Below are 20096 nucleotides of genomic sequence, written 5' to 3'. Positions count from 1 at the left end.
TGAACGTGGTGCGTCCCTACAATTCATCCTCGACACGAATCACTTCGTCCGTTACCTCATCCAGCTGTTTTATGACCTGATAAAGATGAGCCACCGCCGTTAAGGTAGGTCGTGGGATGTAGTGCCCTGTGTTCACCTTGTAAAGCGTTCGGGCAAGCCAGATGCTTTGTACGACTGGAACCCGTGCGTGCTTGGCACGGGCAATAAGATCCAGTGCGCCATCATCCTCTCCCTTGCAAAGGATGCGTGGCAGCGGCGTTTCACCGGGGCGGTAGAACAGCGCAACCGCATAGTGGGTTGGATTGACGACCAGCATGTCAGCATCCTCAACCGGTTTGGGTGGCGCAGAAGGCGCTTTGTTCAAGAGCTCATGAGCCAACTGCTTACGATGTCCCTTAACGTGTGGGTCGCCCTCGGACTGCTTGTACTCACTCTTGATGTCTTCATGGCTCATACGCAGTTTCTTGGCATGGAAGTATTTTTGTAGAGTGAAATCCAAAGCACCAATGACCAACAATAAACCCAGCGTGGTCCGAAGGATGTGGCGAAACAGGTCCAGTAGTGCATGCCAATAGGTCGTCAGGTCTGAGTTCGCAAGCAGTATCAGAGCGCCTAATTCGGGCTTTACAACCATATACAGCGTTATCGCAATAGCGGCTGCCTTGAGTATGCTCAAGAGCAGATTAGTCAGATTCTGGCCTGAAAACATCTGCTTGGCATGGGAGAAAGGGTCGATTTTCTTGATGTCGAATTCGAGCGCCTTTGGTGCAAATAGAAAACCAATCTGCATCCAGCTGCTTGCCAGGCGCATCAGCATCGCCGCCCCGACACTACAGAGGATAAAGCCAATCAGTACCGTGGCACCTTCGCTGGCCACCTGGCCTACTGTGGCAAGAAAGGGGCGACCTGTCGCCACAAGCGCAAGGTCCAACAGGTGCTGCAAACGGCCCATGCTGTCATCGGCCAGCCCCAAGGTGATTTCGCTCACTACCATCAGGACCAGTAATTTACCGAGATCCTGGCTTTGAGCAACCTGGCCTTTTTCGCGTGCGTCGCGCAACTGTTTAGGCGTGGCTTTTTCTGTTTTCTCGCCCATGACTCAGGGGACCTGTATGAGGTGATTGAACAGGAATTTAAGATCTTTAAAGTGTTGAATCTGCCCGTTACCCAACTCCAGCAAGGTAGGCAGGTAAATGATCAGAAAGGCGATACCCGCCATGCTTTTGGCGGGCATGGAAAGGATGGAGACATTCAGCTGCTGAGCGTATAAACCAATAATGGCGAGCGCCGCCTCGATAAGCAGTAGAAGGCCGATAAACGGGGCGGCATACAACATCATGTGCTGTAAGGTTTGATTGAGTTGTTCGAGAAAGATGTTTAGCCCATCGGCCGTCATGCCAGGCAGCCAGGCGGTTGGAGGCCATACCAGATAGCTGTCCCAAATCACTTGTGTGATCAGTGATAAGCCTCCCGAAAGGATCACCAGCAGGATCAGCGCTTCCTGAAACAGCTCTCCAAGCGGGGTCGCATCCGGGCCTAGCGCCGGGTTGATCTGGCCGCCACTGAGCGCGCCGCGCTGACTGTCGAGCAGGGCACCTACCGACGCGAATAACCAGAACGGCATATAGAGCAAAATGCCAAGCAGCGTACCGAGGACTGCTTCCTTGATCAGCAGTGCCGACATTGCAATAAGGTCCTCTTGCCCACTTAGTGCTTGGCTGATGGAGGGCGCCGGAATCATGGCTACCACGATGACCACGGCATAGCGCAGGGGACCCTTGAGGTATTTGAAGCAAAAGGCGGGCACCAGGATCATGCAGGGCAAGAGCCGCGCCATACCCAAGCCGAGGCCGAGCATAAGGTCGAAGACATGTTGGGCGTCGAACGGCATCAGTGTGCGCCGCCGGAGCGGGAGATCAGGTCAAACGCCATGTTAATGAACTGGATCAGCTCCACACCGATCCAGCGGCCGGTCATCGCCAGTGTCAGACCCACTGAGGCCAGCTTAATACCGAAGGGCAGCGTCTGGTCCTGGATCTGCATAAGGGCCTGGAGTAGTGAGATGACGACCCCTACAAGTACCGCCACCGCCAGGGGCGGGGCCGTGAGCATAACGACCAGGATCATGCCCTGTTTGAACAATGCCAACGCTTCCATGGCTGCCTCACATGTAGGAGTAAAAGAGACTGTCGAGCAAGCGGGTCCAGCCGTTGACCAGTACAAACAGCAAGAGCTTGAGCGGCAGAGAAATGGTCATGGGAGAAACCATCTGCATGCCCAACGCCAGGAGCAGGTTGGATACGATCAGATCGATGACAATGAAGGGGAGATAGATAAGAAACCCGATCTGAAACCCTGCCTGAAGCTCGGACAGAACAAACGCCGGGATAGCAAGTAAGAGATCATTCTTTGTGGCCTGGTCAGCCATCTCCTTGGGCCACATCCGCTGGGTATTTTCAAGCAGGTGAGCGGAGACGTCCGGGTCAGTATTGCGTGTCATGAAGCGTTGGAGCGGATCAATCACACCGCTAGCGCTGGCTTGTAGCTTCTCAATGGATGACATGTCCAGTGGCTGGGCCTTGACCCTTTGTTGAATTTCATGTGCCACCGGTGCCATGACAAACATCGTTGCCGCGAGTGCGATTCCATACATGGCCATATTGGGTGGAACCTGCTGTACCCCGATAGCATTGCGGGTAATCAGCAGGGTCATGGCAATCTTGAGAAAAGCCGTACAGACAATCAGCAAGAAGGGAATCAGCGACAGCCCACCAAGAAACAGGGCCAGCAGAACGGGGTTCATTCCCTCCATGATCATGAGTGCGACGCCATACGGATGATTTGCAGACCCAGGCGTCCATCAACATCGACCAACTCACCTTCAGCTAGTATATGGTCGCCATGACAAAGGGTAGCGTAGCCGGGAGCGATGCCCTGAACTTCCAGCACGGTACCGTGGCCCAGCCGATGCAATTCATTCAGGCTCAACGTGAGGTGCCCGCAGCGTACGGTAAGCGCCAGCGGCAAATGTGCGGTAGGTTGAAGTGCGTTGGTGTCGGCCAGGGGCTCATCCCAGTCTTCATAATGCTCCTGGCCGTATTCTTCTTGAATAGCAGGGTCTGCTTGCGTGTCCAGTTCTGCTTCTGGGTAATGGTCAATGCTACTCATGAGCGCCGTTGTCCTCATCAATCAAAGTCAGGAAAAGCTGCTGTTCGCGATGCTCGGCATGCCCGATCCAGCGACGATCCGCCAGCTCCAGGCGACCATAACCTTCACTGTTGAACAGGCAGAGGGAGGGCAGCAGTACGTCGCCGATACGCAGCGAGTCGAGCTGACTGGCAGAAAGCATCACTTGCCCAAGTATCAGGGGAAACGGAATTTGCAAGGTCTCGGGAAGCGCTGCCCGGTGAGAGGTCCAGCCGGGGGTATCGAGCCAACGTAAAAAAGTTTTGGGCGTACCACTCAGGAAGGTATAAAGCGCTTCGTCTCCATGTCTTATGCTCAGACGGCAATGTACAAGCAGCCCTTCAGGTACGTATTCACCCAGAGGGCTGATAGGCGCCAGGCCCTGCGCGACCGCTGAACTCAGGTGCTGGCTGATCAGCTGCCAGTACCAGGATTGAAGCTCACCACTAGTGGATACAGGCATCTCGCCAACCAGATTTAACACTGCGCAGGCATCATCCAAGTAGAAGGGCCCCGCAGCGGTATTGAACCAACCTCCTGAGTCGAGGGGCTCATACTGAGAGACGAACTCTAACGAGAGTTCGCCTGCTACGCCGTGGGCACTAAAGTGCAGAGAAACACCGGCCCCCAGGGCTCTTGTGGCAGCGGCGAACTCACTCTGGACGGAACGCAGCGCAAGCATTTTCATGTATACGCCTCTTCTAGCATTGACAGCTCTACTGGGTCACCAAGTGCGTTGGTCAGAGCCGATTCGCAGGCGCGTTGATGGGGTCTTAGCCGACTTAAAATCTCGCGACGACTAAACCCCAGCTCGATCCCCCAATGGTCGTTATGTCTGGTGACCTTGACTTGAACCTTCCCAAGGTTGGGCATCAATACGGTGACGGCTAGCGGGGCGACTGAATTTCGGGTCAGTTGCTGTACCAATTCATCAATCAGCTCTGCCGGAGCCTCTTCGGTCTGGATAGGCAGCGCCACGCCTGCGCTGTCACCGAGATCCTGCTGTCCGGCATCGCTGCTGACGGGCTGAATGAGCTGAGAGAAAAACAACCCATCTGCATTTAGAACATGCTCTGTCTCATGTTCAGGCCTAAAGCTTCGCAGCCGCTCATTTTCACCTCGGCGGACGGTCATTAACGGCGCAGAACTCTCCTTGCCAAGTGCAATCCCTGGGGAGCAAAGCGGCCGGGGCGCGGCTGGTGGTCGAGCTTCAGTTTTCATCGTGCATGGCCTCCGTCAGGCAGGACAGCTTTTCAACGGCACGCTGAGCATTGCGCGCCTCGTCTTGCGCGTGTTCCAGTGTCTCTTGCTGTTGTTCGACGGCCTGAATCTGAAGCTGGATGCCCTGGCGGAGCCGCGAGAGGTGATCAAGCATTCTGCGCTCCTGTTCATGCCAGCGATCCACTTCGTTTAACGTATGCCGCTGATTAAGATGCTCCACCGATAACGCCTGACGTTGCTCACGCTGCTGGACCTGTTCGGTTGTAAAGCTGCTACGCAATTCGCTCAGGTGATCACGGCTGTTCTGCAGGTCTTTTTCAGCCTGCAGGCGCAAGCGTTCGGCTTTGGCTTGTCGATGTTGGCGCAAGGGGGCCAAAATACGAATCACCTCCTCTAGCGCAGCGCGTTGCGGATCGATTTCCAGTTCGTCGTCCATGATTACTCCGGCAGCTGCTCAGTGATTTGTAGGAGACCTGCAAGGGTCTCGTTCAAAGGCACAGGCTCGCGCAAGTCCTGCTGTAGAAAGCGGTTGATCGTTCCGTGCAACCTCACCGCGCAATCGGTAACCGGATCACTCCCGGGTTGGTACTCGCCCAGACGCAGCAACATTTCAACCTGACGGTATGCGGCCAGGAGCTGGCGCAACCGGTTGTTGGCCTGCTGATGCTCACGGTCGGTGACGTTGGTCAGGATTCGGCTGATGCTGGCCTGAACGTCGATGGCGGGATAATGCCCTCGCTCGGCCAGCTTGCGAGACAGCACGATATGGCCATCCAATAGTGACCTGACCTCATCCGCAACAGGATCATTCATGGAGTCCTGCTCGATGAGTACCGTGTACAGCGCAGTAATAGAGCCGACCTCGCTCATCCCGGCACGTTCTACGAGCTTGGGAAGCAGGGTGTACACCGAGGGTGGTAAGCCACCACGGCCTAATGGCTCGCCAGAGGCAATACCGATTTCGCGCTGAGCACGGGCGAATCGGGTCAAGGAATCGATGAGCAACAATACTTTCAGCCCTCTGGCGCGATAAGCCTCGGCAATAGCCGTGGCAGTAAAGGCGGCGCGGGCGCGTTCCATGCTCGAGCGATCCGAGGTGGCACAGACCAGTACCGAGCGCTGCCGTAGGTCATCGTCCAATTCGTGGTCGAGAAACTCGCGCAGTTCCCGACCTCGCTCTCCAATCAGGCCGAAAACGATGACATCGCAGGCCATATTGCGTGCCAGTTCTGCGAGCAATGTCGTCTTGCCACAGCCCGCGCCAGCAAATAAGCCCACTCGCTGGCCTTCCCCCAGCAGGATGGCGCTGTCGATCGCGCGCACGCCTGTAGGCAAGGCACTGGTAATACGTGGTCGCTGGGTCGGCGGCAGGGCGTCAGCAATGACTGGTAGCGTCTGACGAGTATCATGAGGCCCTGCAAAGGCTCCTCTGTGGCCCTCTAACAAAGGGCGACCGAAGCCATCGAGGACGCTGCCCAGCAACTGCTCGTCGACACCTATTCGATGGGCCATACCCAACGGCCAGATGGGAGCGCCAACTTGAATGCCCTCCGGTGAGCCCAACGCACTGAGTAGGGTTCGGTCATCGGTAAAGCCGACAATTTCAGCCAGAATCGCGCTGCCGTCTGCTTTGCTTACCTCGCACAGATCACCTACTTTGGCTGCAGGAACCTGACATTCCAATAGAATTCCGCTCACGGCACTCACCCAGCCGCTCACGCGGACGGCAGAGTAACAGGCAAGCCGCGACGTTTGGCCGGATACCCAGTCCTGTAAAACATTATTCACCAGACCACCTCGTAGCGCCGCTCCCCTTGGAACTCCAATCGGCCATCGTCGATCCGGGTCAGCCGAATGCCATTGAGCTCATCGCCCACGTACAAACGCTTTCCTTCTGCCGTCACGATATGGGCTTGGGGGCCCGACATGATCTGGACAATCGCGAAGGGAAGGGAAGCGCCGCCTACCGATACCTTGTCGACCAGCGCTGCCTTGGTTTCATAACGGTCTTTGAAACGTTGCAACATCCGCGCGTAGACTAGATGGGCTTCCTGCTCAAGGCTGCCACGCAGCACTAATCTGTCAGGTGTCGACTCGATTGCGATGTCAGTTAGCAACCGATCACTTAGCATCGTCTTGAGCTTTGACATGGCCTCCTCATTACTCAATTGAAGGCGCTGAGGTGCGGCATGTGAAGACGTAGCTTGAGCAGAGCTGTTCTGCTTAATCGCTTGGTTATCGGCCACGGAAGATGCCGGACCACTGGAGGAAATACTCCAGGCGCTTCCTACCACACCCAGTAAAACACCCAGGGCTATGGTGGTCATACGGTTGAACAGAAACGTTTTAGGTTTTGAACTGGATCCGTTTGACGTTGGCTCTGTAGGCTGGTTACTGGTTTGCGAGCGGCCAGAATCTGGAGTAGGCGTTGCCACAACGGGCCAGGCATCCTGTGCCGCGGATATGGTCAGCCAAACCGAGCCTATGACAAAGAGTCGATTAGGATAGAGATTGTCCGGTGATAGGGGATGGCCCTCCTCATCAAGTACCACACCTTCTTCAGCGTTCAGTACCCATCGCTCGCCTTCTCGTTTCAGGCAGCCATGTCTCTGCTCGACCCCTGCGTCATGCAGCGCGAGATCAAGCTCATCGTTCGCACCGATCAGCCATTGCTCACCTATCAGGGGAAGGGCGGCTCCCTGGTGAAGGCCATTCAGCACACGCAACTCGAACATATCTGCTCTCCTTGGTTCAGGCAGCGTAATCGTTGTCCATGGCCGCGGTGTCGTCTTCGAGTTCGAAGCGACCCATGACCTTTACCTGAGCGGTGGTTCCGATTTCCGCAAATGACATGACAGGCACGTGGTAGAACTCCTCCTGTAACAACGTCCGTAACGGGCTTCGCAGGTCCTGAGCCACCAGCAGGACAGCCTGTTCGCGCACCCGAAGGGGAAATGCGAGGTGAAGTTGCTGCACCAGTAACTGACTGGTCTCATTGCTCAAGGCAAAAAAGGTTTCGGTTTGGGTCTGGCGCAGGCCATCTCTCAAAATGCCTTCGCTTTCAGGCGTCAACAGCCAGACCAGCAAGCCTTCTGCACCGGCATATTGGTGGTAGAGCTGAGATTTCAGAGCGATCCTGACGTAGTCCGTCAAGGCTGTAGGTTCACGCTCGTACTGTCCGTATTCGATCAGCGTTTCGGCAATCACTCGAATAGAGCGCAATGGCACGCATTCGGATGCCAGACGTTGAAGGACCGCTGCGAAACGTGCCAGCGGCACTGCCCGCTGCATCTCCTGAGCTAGCTCTGGCTGTTCCGATTCCAACCAGCCCAGGATAGCCTTGGCCTCTTGTAAGCCAATAAATTGGGGCCCGCAGGCCTGCAATGCACGCTCCATGCGTTCTACAATGAGCGTGCTAGCCGTAACCCTCTCAACCTCCTCATGTTGCAGGTCAGGCGTATCAGCCGGCAGCCAGACCCATTCGGCCTCCTGTCGATCCGTACTGCCTTGAACTGCCTGTTGAGGCGCCTGATCAAAGAGACGCGCCTCTACTGCCACATGGCTATGTGTAAAAGTGGCCCTCAGAACGGGCACTTCATAAACGGTAAACCTGAACTCATCAGGTGCCAGCAGAGGCGATAGCTCAATGATGAACGAGGGTAGGGTCAGCCCATAATGCACTACGAGCCGGTTACGTCGCTGGCGAATTTCACTCACCAGGGACTCGATCAGGGCAACATCCTGCGCAGGATGGAACTGCAGGACAAACTGGCGACTCGGCAAGAACGTACGCAGGTCCTCGTTACCGTTCAGCTCCGGTGCTAACGCTTCAGACTGATCCTGGGCAACCGGGCGGGCCCGTCTCAGTTGCAGGAAGCCGCCACAGCCGCAAACGATGGCGATAATAATGAATACGGTCGTAGGCATGCCGGGAAGCGCGGCGAACCCAAGCATTGCTACGGAGGCAATGATCCATGCCTTGGGTTGGCTGGTAATCTGCTCTGCAATTTCACGACCGATATTGCTCTGGGCTCCCGGATCACCGTTGGGTACACGCGTAATGACGATCCCGCAGGTTACAGAAATCAGTAGTGCCGGTATTTGCGCAATCAGTCCGTCACCGATGGTCAGTACCGTGTACAGCTGCAGGGCGTCACCGGCTGTCATGCCATGTTGTACTACCCCGATCGCGATCCCCCCGATCATGTTGATGGCGACGATGATGAGGCTTGCAATAGCATCACCGTTCACAAACTTCATCGCACCGTCCATGGCACCGAACAGCTGGCTTTCCTTGCCTAGCTCAGCCCGGCGGTTACGGGCTTCCTGAACAGTGATCAGGTTGGCTCGTAAGTCACTGTCGATGGACATCTGCTTGCCTGGCATCGCGTCCAGAGTAAAGCGAGCACCCACTTCAGCCACCCGCTCAGACCCTTTGGTGATCACCAGAAAATTCACGACGGTGAGGATGAGAAAAATCACCATACCCACCGCAAGGTTGCCGCCCACCACGAATTGGCCGAACGCTTCCACGATATGACCGGCATCCTGGTTCAGCAGAATCAGCCGGGTGGTCGAAATCGAGAGTGCCAGGCGAAACATGGTTGTAAGCAACAACACTGCGGGAAACGTAGAGAACGCCAGGGGACGCGGCAAGTGCATGGCCAGCATGATCAGCAGGCAGGAAATACAGATATTAATTGCGATCAGGATGTCTACCAATACCGTAGGCATTGGGGTAATCATCATGAATACGATGGCTATGACAACAAAGGCACCGACTACCTCTGAGCGGCGCATTGCGGCCAGAGCGACAGCGTTCAAAACATTAATTAAAGGTTCCATACGATATCGGTCTCCTGGGCGCGTTGTTGCTCTTTATCGGTCAGTTCCGTGCTAAGGGTGAGGAGGTTCTCCTTGGCTTTCTGGAAATCGCTCTTGTTACGCCAAAACCAAAATAGTAACGACATTCGCTGAGTCAGAATGCGCATCAATTCGTTGAGAAACGCCAGTTGGTGTTTGAGCTGCTCACCGCCAATGAGCTGTACCAGGGTTCGTGTTTGTACAGGTTCCATGAGCTTGTTCATTAGCGTGAGGAGATGCCTGAGCAGGGCAATCGCCTCAACCTGAATCTGCGGGTTTTTACCGCGCATACGACCCAGTATGTGCTCACACTCATGTAGCAGGGCGGCTACATGCTTTACGATGATGAGATTGCTCATCAAGGGAGATGCTTGGTGAAGAACATTAGCTGAGGCTGCGTTTGCAATGTCCTCAGCCATCTCGGAGCGTATTTCACTGAGCGATAATTCATATTGACCTTGCTCTCGCAGCTCATTCAGCAGCGCGTCTACCAGAGCAATGACATTAAGAGGGCCATTAGCCGTTACGCTATGGAGTGTCCGGGATCGGGTACGCCGCTGCGTCTCGGTACTAAAGCGACCGCGTACTTTTGTCAGAGAGCCGGTTGAGGGCCGAGCAGGTTTGCCGTATTCCTTATACAAGAGCTTGAACTGACGTCTGAACAGGAGCTGTTCGCTATCTTCGCCTTCGTTCCTGGCCTGTCTTGCGGCCACTCGCAACATCTGGTGAGCCAGGACGGCATTGCCACCACAGCTTTCAAGAATATGTTTGAGCGTTTCCTTCGAGTTCTGCAATTGGCGATCTTTGAGCTGCCTTCGCAATGACTGCGCCGCCTCGCCTAGTGCTTTATCCAGCCCCTTGAGGTAAGTGGCGTGCAGCTGTTGAGCTGACAGTTGCAGTCTATATGCCTGTGACTGCAGGCCCGCAGACAGCGCGCTTTGATCGCGTCGGCTCGCTGTCTGACCCTCCTGGGCCAGCGCAGCGTCTTCTTTGGCCAGTGCATGCGTACCTTTCTCGTCGGATGAAGCAACACCCGGGCGTGTCTGAGTAGGTCCGGGATGAGGAGCATGCGGCGGTGTCTGCACCTCGGGGTGTACATGAGAAGGGGTAGGCAGAATCGGCTGGGCAATTTTCATGGCGTACTTCTGGGTAGAGTCATGGACCATGAGTGGTATGCCGAAAGGAACAGTTCCAACGTTACAGAAGAGGTTCTGCTGCATGCTGGCGTTGTGCAATATTTCGTAATGCCCAGCGGTAAGTTATGCAAGAAGTTGCGTTAGGTGATAATTTTAAAATTTAAAAAATATAAATAAATCAGTAGTTTAAAGAGAATTCTTCGCGTGGCACGGGTATCGCAATAGAGAACTTGCCAAATCCAATGGAAGGTAAGTCCAATGCATACAAGAATCTCCACCGTCCCTTGCGCATCTACCGGTATTCGCCAGCTTTCAAGTGATCAGATCCAGATGCTGAGAGCCTTTATTCAGAAGCGGGTTATGAATCAGGACGATGTCGACGATATTCTTCAATGCACTTTTCTCGAGGCCCTGCGTAGTGAACACAAGTTCCAGGGAACCAGTAAGCCGCAAACCTGGCTTTGCGGTATTGCATTGAATCTTATCCGGAACCATTTCCGTCGGCTTTACAAGCAGCCTTATCAAGAGAGCTGGGAGGACCATTTGCATTCTGAAGTTGGGCAGGGGAGCGATATCGGTCATCAGGTAGACGGACATCGCCAACTGGTCAGAGTCGTCCATGCGATCGACCGATTGCCTGTCAATATGCAACGTGTAATCAAAGTTAGTCTGGAAATGGATGGTAATTATCAAGACACCGCCTTGTCGCTGGGGGTGCCAATCGGTACGGTTCGGTCGCGGTTATCCAGAGCGCGAGAGCAACTAAAACGGCACGTTGAGTCAGCCACCTGATCTAGATGTGGTAACGCTATAAGGCGCTTCTGTACTGATATGCCAGATTAGAAAAGGCTGAAACCGTTGTACCGTTTCGCTCACTCAGAAGTGTTACCCTTTAAGGCTCCAACACGACCCTGAAAATGAGCGCAGGCAGATACTGTTGTACGAAAGTATCCAGCCTGCGCTCAAACTCCATGCGCTACTCATGACCGCTAGCGGCGCTCAGCGAACCACCGGGTTGTGTCACACCATGTCCTCTGTCCTCGGAGGAGCAGGTGGTGCCAACGTCGAGGTAGCTACTGGTGCTGGGGTGGATGTTGCGGCAGTTGGTAAGGGGGAATTCATCAGGTTTGCATATCTCTGACTTAAGCCACGTTGACCACGATGATAGAGATCTTGAGACCTTTGAACTCCACTAGAGAATGTACTGATTGTCGAGTTGCCTATTCCGACAGCCTTGTCCTTCGTATATGCCGCTCCGTCGACTATACCTCTCGCTACGGAATTAATAGCGCCTTCCACGCCTTTGGCCACATGTGCGTCCGTTGCCTCAACCGCTTTTTTAGACTCTGACTCCCCCAGGCTTGCGCCTGCTGCCCATAAGCCAAACGCAACCGCACCCAGGATGTTTTTTACCGCCTCGGCGGCAGCGGCTACTTTGCCATCGCCAAGACCATGCTCTGTAGCTAGCGTCCTTGTTGCCGTCGTAGCGCCTCCCATGGCAGCAAATCCACCGGCCAGGCTCATGTTGCCTACGATACTTGTGGGGGAGAACACGGTTTTGACGGCATTACCGGATACAATCGATTTAATTGCGGAGGCAGTACCTGCGCCGAGCCGTGCAGGAACCATTTTCAACAGCGCAGTAGAATCCAGATTCCTCAGTACAATAAATTCATCCAACCATTCGTGCTCCTCGGCAATCGGCGTTGGTGCTTGGCCTTCCGGGACGTTATCGCGGCGGCCATAGAGCATGGCGGGACCTAGCAGGCTGCGGCCTTTATCACGGCTAAGGTTATAATGCTCGATAGCCATGCCTACGATAACGGCAGTGATTGGCCGCATATAAGCTTCAAGGGCTGCAGCCAGCTCTTGTTTCCCTTGGCTCTCTAGACCTACGCGAATCGGATACAGAGCGGCATTGCGAATGGCAAACCCGACTAGCCATTTGTTGCATTCATCCATAGCATTGCCGAATGAGTTTTTGTCGTGTGTCTCGCGCTTCTCTGACAGCGATGCTTGAAACGATCCGTGCAATTTCTCATCTGGAGGTTTTTGATAATACTCAGGTTTTAATCCAGACAGCATATCGTTAACACTTGCATCCGCAGCCCCGGCGTACCAGGAGGCCAAAGCATTTTGGAGGGCCGCCTCGCCTTCGGGCGTATCTCGACGGTTAAAAACCTCAAGCATGGATGGCCAGGTATTGGTCGCCATCGTGACGGCGGCAAATGGAGATCCCCCAATACCAGACTTGAAAGTGGCAAAGATCCTATCAGCGATATTTGCGTTTCTTTCAACTATGTCCATATCGCTTACGGTATAGCCTGCGTTAAATAATCGTTGAGCCCGATCATTTCGAATAGTATCCAGTTCATCGTTATGCCCCCGTGCTGTGGCAGCGGCGGTCTGCTGAATGTCAGGGACGTTGCGGCGATATGGAAGGAAATGGGCATCAAGCCTGTCATATATTTCCTGATGGAAGCGATCCATATTCCGAGCGCTTCGTGCAGGACCAACAGGTGTAGTGAGTTCGATCTCATCGGCATGGTGAATAATTTGGTGCGTCGTGGCGATACGCTGAGTATCCATAGGGGAATTATCCTCATCGTGATCGGCAGGTTTTAATAAGGGTGAATCGGGTGGTCTTATAGAAACTCCCGCCAATCGCTGCCACCGCTATTGCGTCTCGATCCGGATACTTTAAGCGGTAGCACCCTGCGACCTTAGTGAACGCTGCGCCTTAAGTGTTCCATAATTTTGAAGATACTTTTAGATGAGATAAGTGGTGGGAAGAGGTGATTTCCAAACCTGGGAAGAGACCTGTAAAAGGGGTAAAGCTACTGATCTCGGCGACTCCCTAAGTTGTATGCCGAACACAGCTGACCAATACAAGTTAAGTGCAAGAAGGAGCTTGCATTCCAGCGGTCACAAAAAAGCTCATCTGTTTTACGCGTCTAATGGGTTCTCTGGATGGCAGAGAACTCTAGCAACTTGCCCAGGTTGGTGGGTATCAGAAAAGGCATACATGTATGCAGCCACTATCAGCGTGACACGCCATTAGGCTTCGCACTCATAATGTAAGAAGGAGCCATGCGAAAGGCCTCTACAAACTATTGCCAGAGCGGCAGCTGCACGCATCCAAGACGGCAACACCGTATTGACGGCACCACAGGTGCTGCGCTGGCGTTGCATCTCTGCTCACGGCAGGTGACCAATAGCCTACTGGCGGTGATGACGATCGCGAACGCCCGAGACTCCTCTGGCAATGACTGACAGCGATGTATGCGGATTGATCTGGGTACATAGGGGCCATCGGCAGAGCTGACAGTGAGTCGCCTGTAAGCGTTTATCACTTTATCACCTCACAACTAACGCCTTTCAAGCCTCCCCGTTTATCACAGTTGAGAATGCTGCCATTAGCTAACGGGACGCGAAAGAGCTAACCTCTTCTATGCCCTCTTTTCCTCAAAAAATTTGCGCACCCTAAGCGTGCCAGAAGGGGGAGTCCAGGTCGTTAGCTTGGGAGTTGAGTAGCTGATACCACTGCTCAGTAGTTGGTACATCAATATGGTCATTTCTATCTTTTTCTTCCTCGATATCAGTTACATAGGAATCAAGAAAGTACTGTTTTATATGAGTTGGTATTTGTGGAAGAATCTGTTTCACGGCTCGGTGAAGTAAATTGCTCTCATTAGGAGGTATTAAAATAACATCATGGTCTTGTTGAGCGGTAGTCGGGCTCATGCCGTAACTTGCTGTCCGCAAATCAGGTAACGCATGCAGAAATATCTCATGGAAGACAGTAAATGCAATCATTGCATGCATCTCAAAGTCTTGATCCCAGTCTTCGCTGGCAATTAATCCTATTGAAATCCTTGAACTATTGCCATTCAAGTTAGTAACGCCACGGTCCATATTGCCTTCACGATCATAAAAATCAAAGTCTATTTTATTGAAGTCTTGAGGAAATGATTTGCCGATTACGTTTATAATCAGCATGCACATGTCTGCTACTTCTTTAGGCGGCTGGCGCAGAAAACGTACTTCTGCCTCGGTGCCGTTGGTATGCAAAGCATAAAGGGATGAGGCGCTTATGGCGGGCTGCCCTGTTTCGGTCGAAAGCGCTAACTCCTCATTAGCGCCCGCTACAGAATAAGTGCTGGACGCTGCAGCTGGAGAAATAGGACCGTCGCGAAAGTGGTGAGGATTGCGTAAGCGTATTAATGCTTGCGTCAACTGGCCTCGTGAGCCCTGTGCAGATAGATTGTCTGATATTGGGTGCGGATCTATTCTCCTTATGGGCGGAGCAGGCGCACATAACGTTATAGACTCAGTGCCACCCGTCGACAGCACATCCAATGTAATTCTAACAATATCATATTGCGAATGTTCGTTCAGTTTCGCTTGAACCGTCAAATTAGCAGGGCCTGCGTTAGGAACAGCCACCTGCTGCCTATATTCTGCTTCAGTTAGCTTGCTGGAATGTATATGCAGCGCTCCATCCGCTATACCGTTATATGCCAACAGCGCAAAAAGTTGATAGTGAGGGTCCGGCTGCGCCTCAACTTGGGTTAATGCTAGTAAAGCATTACGGCTCAACTTGGCTAAGGGCAGAGCAGAAGGGTGAGTTTGCTCAGTCTGCAAAGAAAAGGGCGATAGTGGCTGACTTGCGTCTAATGAGGTGGCTTGATACCTCATCTGAATGCCTGAACCAATAGAGTCCACAGTATTATCTCTTATCCGTCTGACTTGAATCTAGACGTCTACGTGGTCAACCAGCCTTTTCAGTTCCTGATTTTCTAGCCATGGGAAGAAAAGATTTATACGCAACAATCTATGGATCAAGCCTTATCTTCAAAGGCAGATCGATAACTGAAAACTCAGGATAATATGCAACGCAATTTCGGGCCGGACACGGATTATATTAAATTAAGACGAAGCATTGTCCTATAGCCTAGCAATAAAAGTATCTTTCACTTGCTCGAGTGTAATCCTATGTGGAGTAAAGAGGTGATTATAGATTTGCATGGATGCTAGATTTATTTCTGGCCAATTTAGAATCATCTGATTTTTGGAACCCATCCCCAATAATGACCACTCAAGTAGTCATCTATTTGAGTGAGACTTTTGTATACAAAATCATGAGGATGGGAGCCAAACAATATTTACAGTACTTCATGCTAGGGTATCAGCGCTATATGAAAACGATACTCAGAGCGTTAAGCTGTGGGAGGCGATACCAGGTAATCACAGAGGAGAGACGGCTATCGTTTCAGCTCGCTTAATGACTGAATTGCATACAGCACAAAGCGTGATAGACACCGTAAAAGAAAACCTCAGCTACGGTGCTGGCAATTTAAAGAATGACTTTATGCTGACCTCAGGGGAAAGCTACCAACGATCGATTTCGGCTAGACACATCCGTGATACAGATTTTCGCGGAGATGATAATGGACTCGCGAAATCCGCTTTGGCAGCTCAGGCTGGGACATGCTCCGAATATTCAGCATTAATTATTGCCTATCTTTCAAATATGGATCTACATCGTCCTATCTTTACTTATGCTGCTGCTAATGAGCCGGATCATCAATTTAATGTGATAGGCGATATACGTGAGTCAGCTGACGCTGTAGTGGTTGACGCATGGCCTTCATTCGCGAAAGCCCATTTGCTAAATAATGCGAGTTTTCAGCCGTCATCTACAAGCGTTTTAGACGTTCACTATCCGGGGATGAAAATCAAACTAGAGCTTGAGGGCATGGCGGAGGTTGCTAAGTTGAGCAAGGAACGTGTAGCGCAGATTAATAGGATCAAAGACACGCCTTCCTATGAGGAAGTATTGAGGCATCGACCGGATATCGGACTCAGAAATAAACTGCATGGGATCAATAATTTAGGTGTTAGATATCAAAATAGAGATGATTCATCTGACATATTCGAAAATAAGGTAAGTTCTCATGATTACGAACGCCAAGCGCATGGAGCATTTCTAGTGCAGCATCATCTTTCTGATGGTGCGTATGATATTAATCCAGGAATCCTGCACAATGTTGAAGAGGATAGCTGATCGTGAGTAACCAGCAATTTAATAATGTTATCGCACCATTGTTAAGCTATCTTAGCATACAAACCCCTATGACTAATGATGATCAGGCCATCCTTATTGACTTTAAAAGTTTACAGCTGCAAATTACACCTTTAAATGATCAGGAACTGCTGTTGGTTGCTAGTCTTGGTGTTTTACCTTCGGATAGCCTGGGTACATTGGCTAAAATACTATTAGGAGCAAACAATATTGATCCTATTGCTCCGCCTATATCTGTATCAGTAATAGGCTCTCAGAGCACCTTAATACTGTGGAGTCGTGAAAGGTTTGTTCAGTTAAACTCTGCTGAAATTATTGTTTTGTTTGATCGCCTAGTTTCTAAGGCTAATAGATTGATTGAGGATATTCGAGCCGAGCCTCTGTTAAGCAGAGCTCCGGTTAAAAATGGAGAAATAAAACCATCTAAGACAGTACTGACAAGCAGCTGCAAATGGTAGAGCTATTATTTAAAGCCTTTTTACTTGGATAAGCTTTAGACACTTAAAAGTTAGGCCTCCTAGCTGCCATACAAGCTGAGTCATTCAGCTTATATGGGCAACATGATAGTGAGTTTACTTTAAAATCTCACTTAGATAATCTATCTGCAATATCAGGGGCGTAACGCCCATCAAGCTGGACGAACAATAAACGGCAGTTGCTATTGGAGCGGGTTGACCATGCGTGGTTGGTACCGCGTTGCACCACCACACTTCCAGGCTTAAGCAGGACTTCTGCATCGTCGAGTACGATATAGATCTCTCCTTCGATCACGACACAGTAATCAATTGCCTCACTTCGGTGCATCATTGAATGCGGTGAGTCATGTTTAACAGTCAGCCCGTCGACGTAGTTGACTTGCTCAAACAGCTCTGCAATACGCGCTTCATGCTGATCAAAATAGGTCTCATCTGGGGGAAGATCAACGAAGCGAATACGAGTCCCATTTGGCGGTGGGTTATGCATCACAGGGCCGGTTGTTGGATCAGCGGCATTGTTTATCTCTACAGGCGAACCTGTAGTTTCCCAAACTTCGTGAAAGACAAAGCCCGGGATAGCTTCCATTTCAACGACCGAAGGTAATGCCCCTTCGCTGCAAACTGTGGACCTGCCGTTGGCATCGTGGCCCGTGACGATACGATGGATAGGCAGAAAGGACATAACAATATTCCTCCAAAAATTCTCTTCGATTCTGTAATGTGATTGTTACGATAATAGTATTTCTTACAGATTCAAGAATATTATTTTGGTAGTTATATTTGAATCCTAGGCTAGCCAGGAAATGATCATTTGAAAATTTCTTTGTCTAACTAATAGGATAATGAACTAAGATTCATATGAATATTTGTTGTCTAGTGTTCATATTCAAAAATATCACGCTTGAAAAGACTGTCTTACGCAAAGCATCTCCACGTCACTGCCTTTTCCTATGAATTTCATTCTTACTCGTTGAGTCAGAGTGAAATAGTGCTCTGGTCGAAAGAACGGCTAACCAGCCTACCATCGAGAATGAGCCACACCTTGTGATCCACTCCTTGGTAGGGTTTGTCTGAAAAGTTATGTTGTACAAGTTCTTACGTATATCCCATTGACATATCCACTTATAGTTCTATTATGGGATATACATTCAATATATCCCGCGAGGTGTGCCGTGGAACAAGGCGCAGTTTTTCAGAGCAATCGCAGTCAGGCCGTAAGGCTACCTAAGGCTGTTGCCCTACCAGATGACGTAAAGCGCGTCGATATTGTTGCCCTTGGTCGGGCTCGACTTATCACTCCCGCAGGGGAGTCCTGGGATAGCTGGTTCGATTGTGAGGGGGTTACTGCAGACTTCATGGCGGAGCGTGAGCAGCCGGCAGATCAGGAGCGCGAAACGTTCTGATGCTCAAGTTCATGCTCGACACCAATATTTGCATATTTACTATCAAGAACAGGCCCCAGGAGGTTCGAGAAGCCTTCAAACGGCACCACGGTCAAATGTGCATCAGCACTGTAACGCTAATGGAGTTGATCTATGGAGCGGAGAAGTCTTCTAACACTGAGCGCAATCTGGCGGACGTAGAAGGCTTTGCGGCTCGCCTGGAGGTGCTCAAGTATGATCAGGAGGCTGCTGCCCACACTGGACAACTTCGTGCTGAGCTTGCCCGCCTGGGTAAGCAGATTGGTCCCTATGACCAAATGATTGCCGGGCATGCACGCTCCCAGGGACTGATTGTCGTTACCAATAACCGTCGAGAGTTCGACCGCGTACCTGGCTTGAGAGTTGAGGATTGGGTTGCCTCACCCGAATAAACGAGAGGCAAAGCGAGTACTTTAGTTGTGCACTTGGAGCGCTTAAATTTCAGGATCGTTCATACTGCCGAAACAAATCTGTAGTTTGTCCAGATATCGTCGTGCTCAGGTCTTTTACTTGCCTGGATGTCATAACAACAACGTAAAACGAGGCATACCATGGTGAAAAAAAGAGCGTTCAGCGAAGCCATGCAGGGACGAAACCTTCGTTATATGGGTAGCACAAGCCAATCCTCCTCAACCTCTCGCGTCGGCTTTGTACTCCTTGAGCACTTTTCCCTTCCTGCCTTTACCCAGGCGCTCGATACACTTGTGACGGGAAACCTGATCCTGGCAGATACCTTTTCCACCGTAACCCTTAGTTTTGATGGCGAGCCGGTCATGAGTGATCTTGGGCTTGCGATCTGTCCTGATGCGGCGCTTTCTTCAGGGCAATGCAATAGTTTGGATCTGCTCGTCGTGTGTGGAGGGCTGCGTACCGTCCTGTACCCGATCCCCGCGCTCAGCCGCGCGCTCAAGGTTGCTGCAGAGAAGGGGGACGCTGTAGCAGGCCTGTGGAATGGTGCGTGGTTCCTCGCTCAGGCAGGTCTACTTGATGGATACAAGTGTGCTGTCCATCCCGAGCACCGAGTTACCGTTGCTGAACTGGCGAAAAACAGCCAGGTGACCAGCGAGAGCTTTATTGTTGATCGTGATCGGCTAACCGCGGCAAGTCCTGCAGGTGCGCTTAATATGGTGCTTGGCTGGATTGGTAGGCGTCATGGACATCAGCTGTCGGATGCCATCGTAGATATACTGGCCTTTGAGGAGTCGCGTTACCGTCGGGTACGTCCCACCATGCATGAGAAGATGAGCGAGCCTCTGCGCGAGGCTATCAATCTCATGAGCGCAAACATTGAGGAGCCACTGAGCCAGGAGCAAATATCCCAGTGTGTAGGCTGCTCCAAACGGCAGATCGAGCGACTCTTCCAACTGCAACTGGGAACCTCTCCGGTTCGCTATTACCTGGAGCTGCGGATTACGGAAAGCCGTAGGCTGATTCAGCATTCTGACCTTTCTCTGCTTGATGTCGCCATAGCCTGCGGATTTGTCTCTCCGAGCCACTTCAGTAAGTGCTACAAGTCGTTCTATGGATATGGACCATCCAGGGAAACGCGTTATGGCTGCGTTAAGGGTAAGCAGCGAGTCATGTAGTTTTTAGCAGCTCAATGGGATAGGAAACTCTAAGAGCCTGTTCACGATCTTTCGAAGAACATGCATAGCCTATGAATGAGAACCAAAACCTATCCCAGCGACATAAGTCGAGAACGATCCAA

At 51.8% G+C, this 20096-nt stretch carries 22 protein-coding genes; 7 read left to right on the top strand and 15 right to left on the bottom strand.

Features of this window, described 5'->3' with window-relative positions; all coding sequences use genetic code 11:
• Positions 1–16: 16 nt before the first annotated feature.
• The 12 genes from sctU to EAW52_RS22790 are packed head-to-tail and all read right to left on the bottom strand — an operon-like array spanning position 17 to position 10406.
• Entirely contained in the window at positions 17–1096 is a 1080-nt protein-coding gene (gene sctU, locus EAW52_RS22845) for a type III secretion system export apparatus subunit SctU (protein ID WP_122044196.1), read from the bottom strand.
• Positions 1097–1099: 3 nt separating this feature from the next.
• Positions 1100–1891, bottom strand: a complete 792-nt coding sequence (gene sctT, locus EAW52_RS22840) for a type III secretion system export apparatus subunit SctT (RefSeq protein ID WP_122044195.1) — start codon at positions 1889–1891, stop codon at positions 1100–1102.
• On the bottom strand, positions 1891–2157 hold the full coding sequence (gene sctS / locus EAW52_RS22835) for a type III secretion system export apparatus subunit SctS (protein WP_122044194.1): 267 nt from the start codon (positions 2155–2157) through the stop codon (positions 1891–1893). The genes sctT and sctS overlap by 1 nt, the downstream gene beginning before the upstream one ends.
• Before the next feature lie 7 nt (positions 2158–2164).
• Positions 2165–2818 carry a type III secretion system export apparatus subunit SctR gene (sctR, locus tag EAW52_RS22830; protein ID WP_074825803.1) on the bottom strand — a complete coding sequence of 218 codons (654 nt, stop codon included), beginning with the start codon at positions 2816–2818 and terminating at the stop codon, positions 2165–2167.
• Complete coding sequence (locus tag EAW52_RS22825; RefSeq protein ID WP_122044193.1) at positions 2815–3168, bottom strand: FliM/FliN family flagellar motor switch protein; 354 nt, start codon at positions 3166–3168, stop codon at positions 2815–2817. Before EAW52_RS22825 ends, sctR begins: the two co-directional genes overlap by 4 nt.
• Positions 3161–3874: a type III secretion protein gene (locus tag EAW52_RS22820; protein ID WP_122044192.1), complete on the bottom strand. Its 714-nt coding sequence runs from the start codon at positions 3872–3874 to the stop codon at positions 3161–3163. Before EAW52_RS22820 ends, EAW52_RS22825 begins: the two co-directional genes overlap by 8 nt.
• Entirely contained in the window at positions 3871–4407 is a 537-nt protein-coding gene (locus EAW52_RS22815) for a type III secretion system HrpP C-terminal domain-containing protein (protein WP_162997695.1), read from the bottom strand. Before EAW52_RS22815 ends, EAW52_RS22820 begins: the two co-directional genes overlap by 4 nt.
• A complete protein-coding gene (locus EAW52_RS22810; protein ID WP_122044190.1) occupies positions 4397–4843 on the bottom strand; it encodes a type III secretion protein in 447 nt (148 codons plus the stop codon). Before EAW52_RS22810 ends, EAW52_RS22815 begins: the two co-directional genes overlap by 11 nt.
• Before the next feature lie 2 nt (positions 4844–4845).
• Positions 4846–6195, bottom strand: a complete 1350-nt coding sequence (locus EAW52_RS22805; protein WP_122044189.1) for a FliI/YscN family ATPase — start codon at positions 6193–6195, stop codon at positions 4846–4848.
• The gene (locus EAW52_RS22800) at positions 6192–7142 is read right to left on the bottom strand and encodes an FHA domain-containing protein (RefSeq protein ID WP_122044188.1); all 951 of its coding nucleotides are present in this window, start codon (positions 7140–7142) and stop codon (positions 6192–6194) included. The genes EAW52_RS22805 and EAW52_RS22800 overlap by 4 nt, the downstream gene beginning before the upstream one ends.
• A 16-nt stretch (positions 7143–7158) precedes the next feature.
• Positions 7159–9252, bottom strand: coding sequence for a type III secretion system export apparatus subunit SctV (gene sctV, locus EAW52_RS22795; protein WP_122044187.1), 2094 nt, complete (start codon positions 9250–9252; stop codon positions 7159–7161).
• A complete protein-coding gene (locus EAW52_RS22790; RefSeq protein ID WP_162997694.1) occupies positions 9240–10406 on the bottom strand; it encodes a hypothetical protein in 1167 nt (388 codons plus the stop codon). The genes sctV and EAW52_RS22790 overlap by 13 nt, the downstream gene beginning before the upstream one ends.
• A 258-nt stretch (positions 10407–10664) precedes the next feature.
• Between EAW52_RS22790 and EAW52_RS22785 the strand changes: the two genes are divergently transcribed.
• Positions 10665–11198, top strand: a complete 534-nt coding sequence (locus tag EAW52_RS22785) for an RNA polymerase sigma factor (protein ID WP_074825779.1) — start codon at positions 10665–10667, stop codon at positions 11196–11198.
• 228 nt (positions 11199–11426) lie between these two features.
• Here the strand turns inward: EAW52_RS22785 and EAW52_RS22780 are convergent, their stop codons facing one another.
• Positions 11427–12995 carry a RopAA-2 gene (locus tag EAW52_RS22780; RefSeq protein WP_122044185.1) on the bottom strand — a complete coding sequence of 523 codons (1569 nt, stop codon included), beginning with the start codon at positions 12993–12995 and terminating at the stop codon, positions 11427–11429.
• A 501-nt stretch (positions 12996–13496) separates the two neighbouring features.
• On the opposite strand from EAW52_RS22780, the gene EAW52_RS26055 reads away from it, so the two are divergent.
• Positions 13497–13679: a hypothetical protein gene (locus tag EAW52_RS26055; protein WP_162997693.1), complete on the top strand. Its 183-nt coding sequence runs from the start codon at positions 13497–13499 to the stop codon at positions 13677–13679.
• A gap of 210 nt (positions 13680–13889) precedes the next feature.
• Here the strand turns inward: EAW52_RS26055 and EAW52_RS22775 are convergent, their stop codons facing one another.
• On the bottom strand, positions 13890–15131 hold the full coding sequence (locus EAW52_RS22775) for a hypothetical protein (RefSeq protein ID WP_162997692.1): 1242 nt from the start codon (positions 15129–15131) through the stop codon (positions 13890–13892).
• Positions 15132–15690: 559 nt separating this feature from the next.
• On the opposite strand from EAW52_RS22775, the gene EAW52_RS22765 reads away from it, so the two are divergent.
• On the top strand, positions 15691–16473 hold the full coding sequence (locus EAW52_RS22765) for a hypothetical protein (protein ID WP_122044182.1): 783 nt from the start codon (positions 15691–15693) through the stop codon (positions 16471–16473).
• Positions 16474–16475: 2 nt separating this feature from the next.
• Positions 16476–16949 (top strand): hypothetical protein, encoded by a 474-nt coding sequence (locus EAW52_RS22760; protein WP_122044181.1) that lies wholly within the window; start codon positions 16476–16478, stop codon positions 16947–16949.
• 127 nt (positions 16950–17076) lie between these two features.
• Here EAW52_RS22760 and EAW52_RS22755 read toward each other — a convergent pair whose 3' ends face one another.
• A complete protein-coding gene (locus EAW52_RS22755; RefSeq protein WP_122044180.1) occupies positions 17077–17649 on the bottom strand; it encodes a cupin domain-containing protein in 573 nt (190 codons plus the stop codon).
• A gap of 490 nt (positions 17650–18139) precedes the next feature.
• Between EAW52_RS22755 and vapB the strand changes: the two genes are divergently transcribed.
• The 3 genes from vapB to EAW52_RS22740 all read left to right on the top strand — a co-directional run bounded on the left by vapB (position 18140) and on the right by EAW52_RS22740 (position 19974).
• Positions 18140–18370 carry a type II toxin-antitoxin system VapB family antitoxin gene (gene vapB, locus EAW52_RS22750; RefSeq protein WP_122044179.1) on the top strand — a complete coding sequence of 77 codons (231 nt, stop codon included), beginning with the start codon at positions 18140–18142 and terminating at the stop codon, positions 18368–18370.
• Positions 18370–18780 carry a tRNA(fMet)-specific endonuclease VapC gene (vapC, locus tag EAW52_RS22745; RefSeq protein ID WP_122044178.1) on the top strand — a complete coding sequence of 137 codons (411 nt, stop codon included), beginning with the start codon at positions 18370–18372 and terminating at the stop codon, positions 18778–18780. Before vapB ends, vapC begins: the two co-directional genes overlap by 1 nt.
• A 159-nt stretch (positions 18781–18939) precedes the next feature.
• Positions 18940–19974 carry a GlxA family transcriptional regulator gene (locus tag EAW52_RS22740; protein WP_122044177.1) on the top strand — a complete coding sequence of 345 codons (1035 nt, stop codon included), beginning with the start codon at positions 18940–18942 and terminating at the stop codon, positions 19972–19974.
• Positions 19975–20096: the final 122 nt, after the last annotated feature.

Origin of the sequence: Pseudomonas sp. LTJR-52, assembly GCF_003691465.1 — a bacterium.
Classification (GTDB): domain Bacteria; phylum Pseudomonadota; class Gammaproteobacteria; order Pseudomonadales; family Pseudomonadaceae; genus Chryseomonas; species Chryseomonas luteola.
This window is presented reverse-complemented; position numbering and strand designations above follow the sequence as displayed.

Bases quoted from the DNA above. Each gene is read 5' to 3' on its own strand.
- sctU (WP_122044196.1), bottom strand. From the start codon at position 1,096: ATGGGCGAGAAAACAGAAAAAGCCACGCCTAAACAGTTGCGCGACGCA.
- sctT (WP_122044195.1), bottom strand. From the start codon at position 1,891: ATGCCGTTCGACGCCCAACATGTCTTCGACCTTATGCTCGGCCTCGGC.
- sctS (WP_122044194.1), bottom strand. From the start codon at position 2,157: ATGGAAGCGTTGGCATTGTTCAAACAGGGCATGATCCTGGTCGTTATG.
- sctR (WP_074825803.1), bottom strand. From the start codon at position 2,818: ATGATCATGGAGGGAATGAACCCCGTTCTGCTGGCCCTGTTTCTTGGT.
- EAW52_RS22825 (WP_122044193.1), bottom strand. From the start codon at position 3,168: ATGAGTAGCATTGACCATTACCCAGAAGCAGAACTGGACACGCAAGCA.
- EAW52_RS22820 (WP_122044192.1), bottom strand. From the start codon at position 3,874: ATGAAAATGCTTGCGCTGCGTTCCGTCCAGAGTGAGTTCGCCGCTGCC.
- EAW52_RS22815 (WP_162997695.1), bottom strand. From the start codon at position 4,407: ATGAAAACTGAAGCTCGACCACCAGCCGCGCCCCGGCCGCTTTGCTCC.
- EAW52_RS22810 (WP_122044190.1), bottom strand. From the start codon at position 4,843: ATGGACGACGAACTGGAAATCGATCCGCAACGCGCTGCGCTAGAGGAG.
- EAW52_RS22800 (WP_122044188.1), bottom strand. From the start codon at position 7,142: ATGTTCGAGTTGCGTGTGCTGAATGGCCTTCACCAGGGAGCCGCCCTT.
- sctV (WP_122044187.1), bottom strand. From the start codon at position 9,252: ATGGAACCTTTAATTAATGTTTTGAACGCTGTCGCTCTGGCCGCAATG.
- EAW52_RS22790 (WP_162997694.1), bottom strand. From the start codon at position 10,406: ATGAAAATTGCCCAGCCGATTCTGCCTACCCCTTCTCATGTACACCCC.
- EAW52_RS22785 (WP_074825779.1), top strand. From the start codon at position 10,665: ATGCATACAAGAATCTCCACCGTCCCTTGCGCATCTACCGGTATTCGC.
- EAW52_RS22780 (WP_122044185.1), bottom strand. From the start codon at position 12,995: ATGGATACTCAGCGTATCGCCACGACGCACCAAATTATTCACCATGCC.
- EAW52_RS26055 (WP_162997693.1), top strand. From the start codon at position 13,497: ATGCGAAAGGCCTCTACAAACTATTGCCAGAGCGGCAGCTGCACGCAT.
- EAW52_RS22765 (WP_122044182.1), top strand. From the start codon at position 15,691: ATGACTGAATTGCATACAGCACAAAGCGTGATAGACACCGTAAAAGAA.
- EAW52_RS22755 (WP_122044180.1), bottom strand. From the start codon at position 17,649: ATGTCCTTTCTGCCTATCCATCGTATCGTCACGGGCCACGATGCCAAC.
- vapC (WP_122044178.1), top strand. From the start codon at position 18,370: ATGCTCAAGTTCATGCTCGACACCAATATTTGCATATTTACTATCAAG.
- EAW52_RS22740 (WP_122044177.1), top strand. From the start codon at position 18,940: ATGGTGAAAAAAAGAGCGTTCAGCGAAGCCATGCAGGGACGAAACCTT.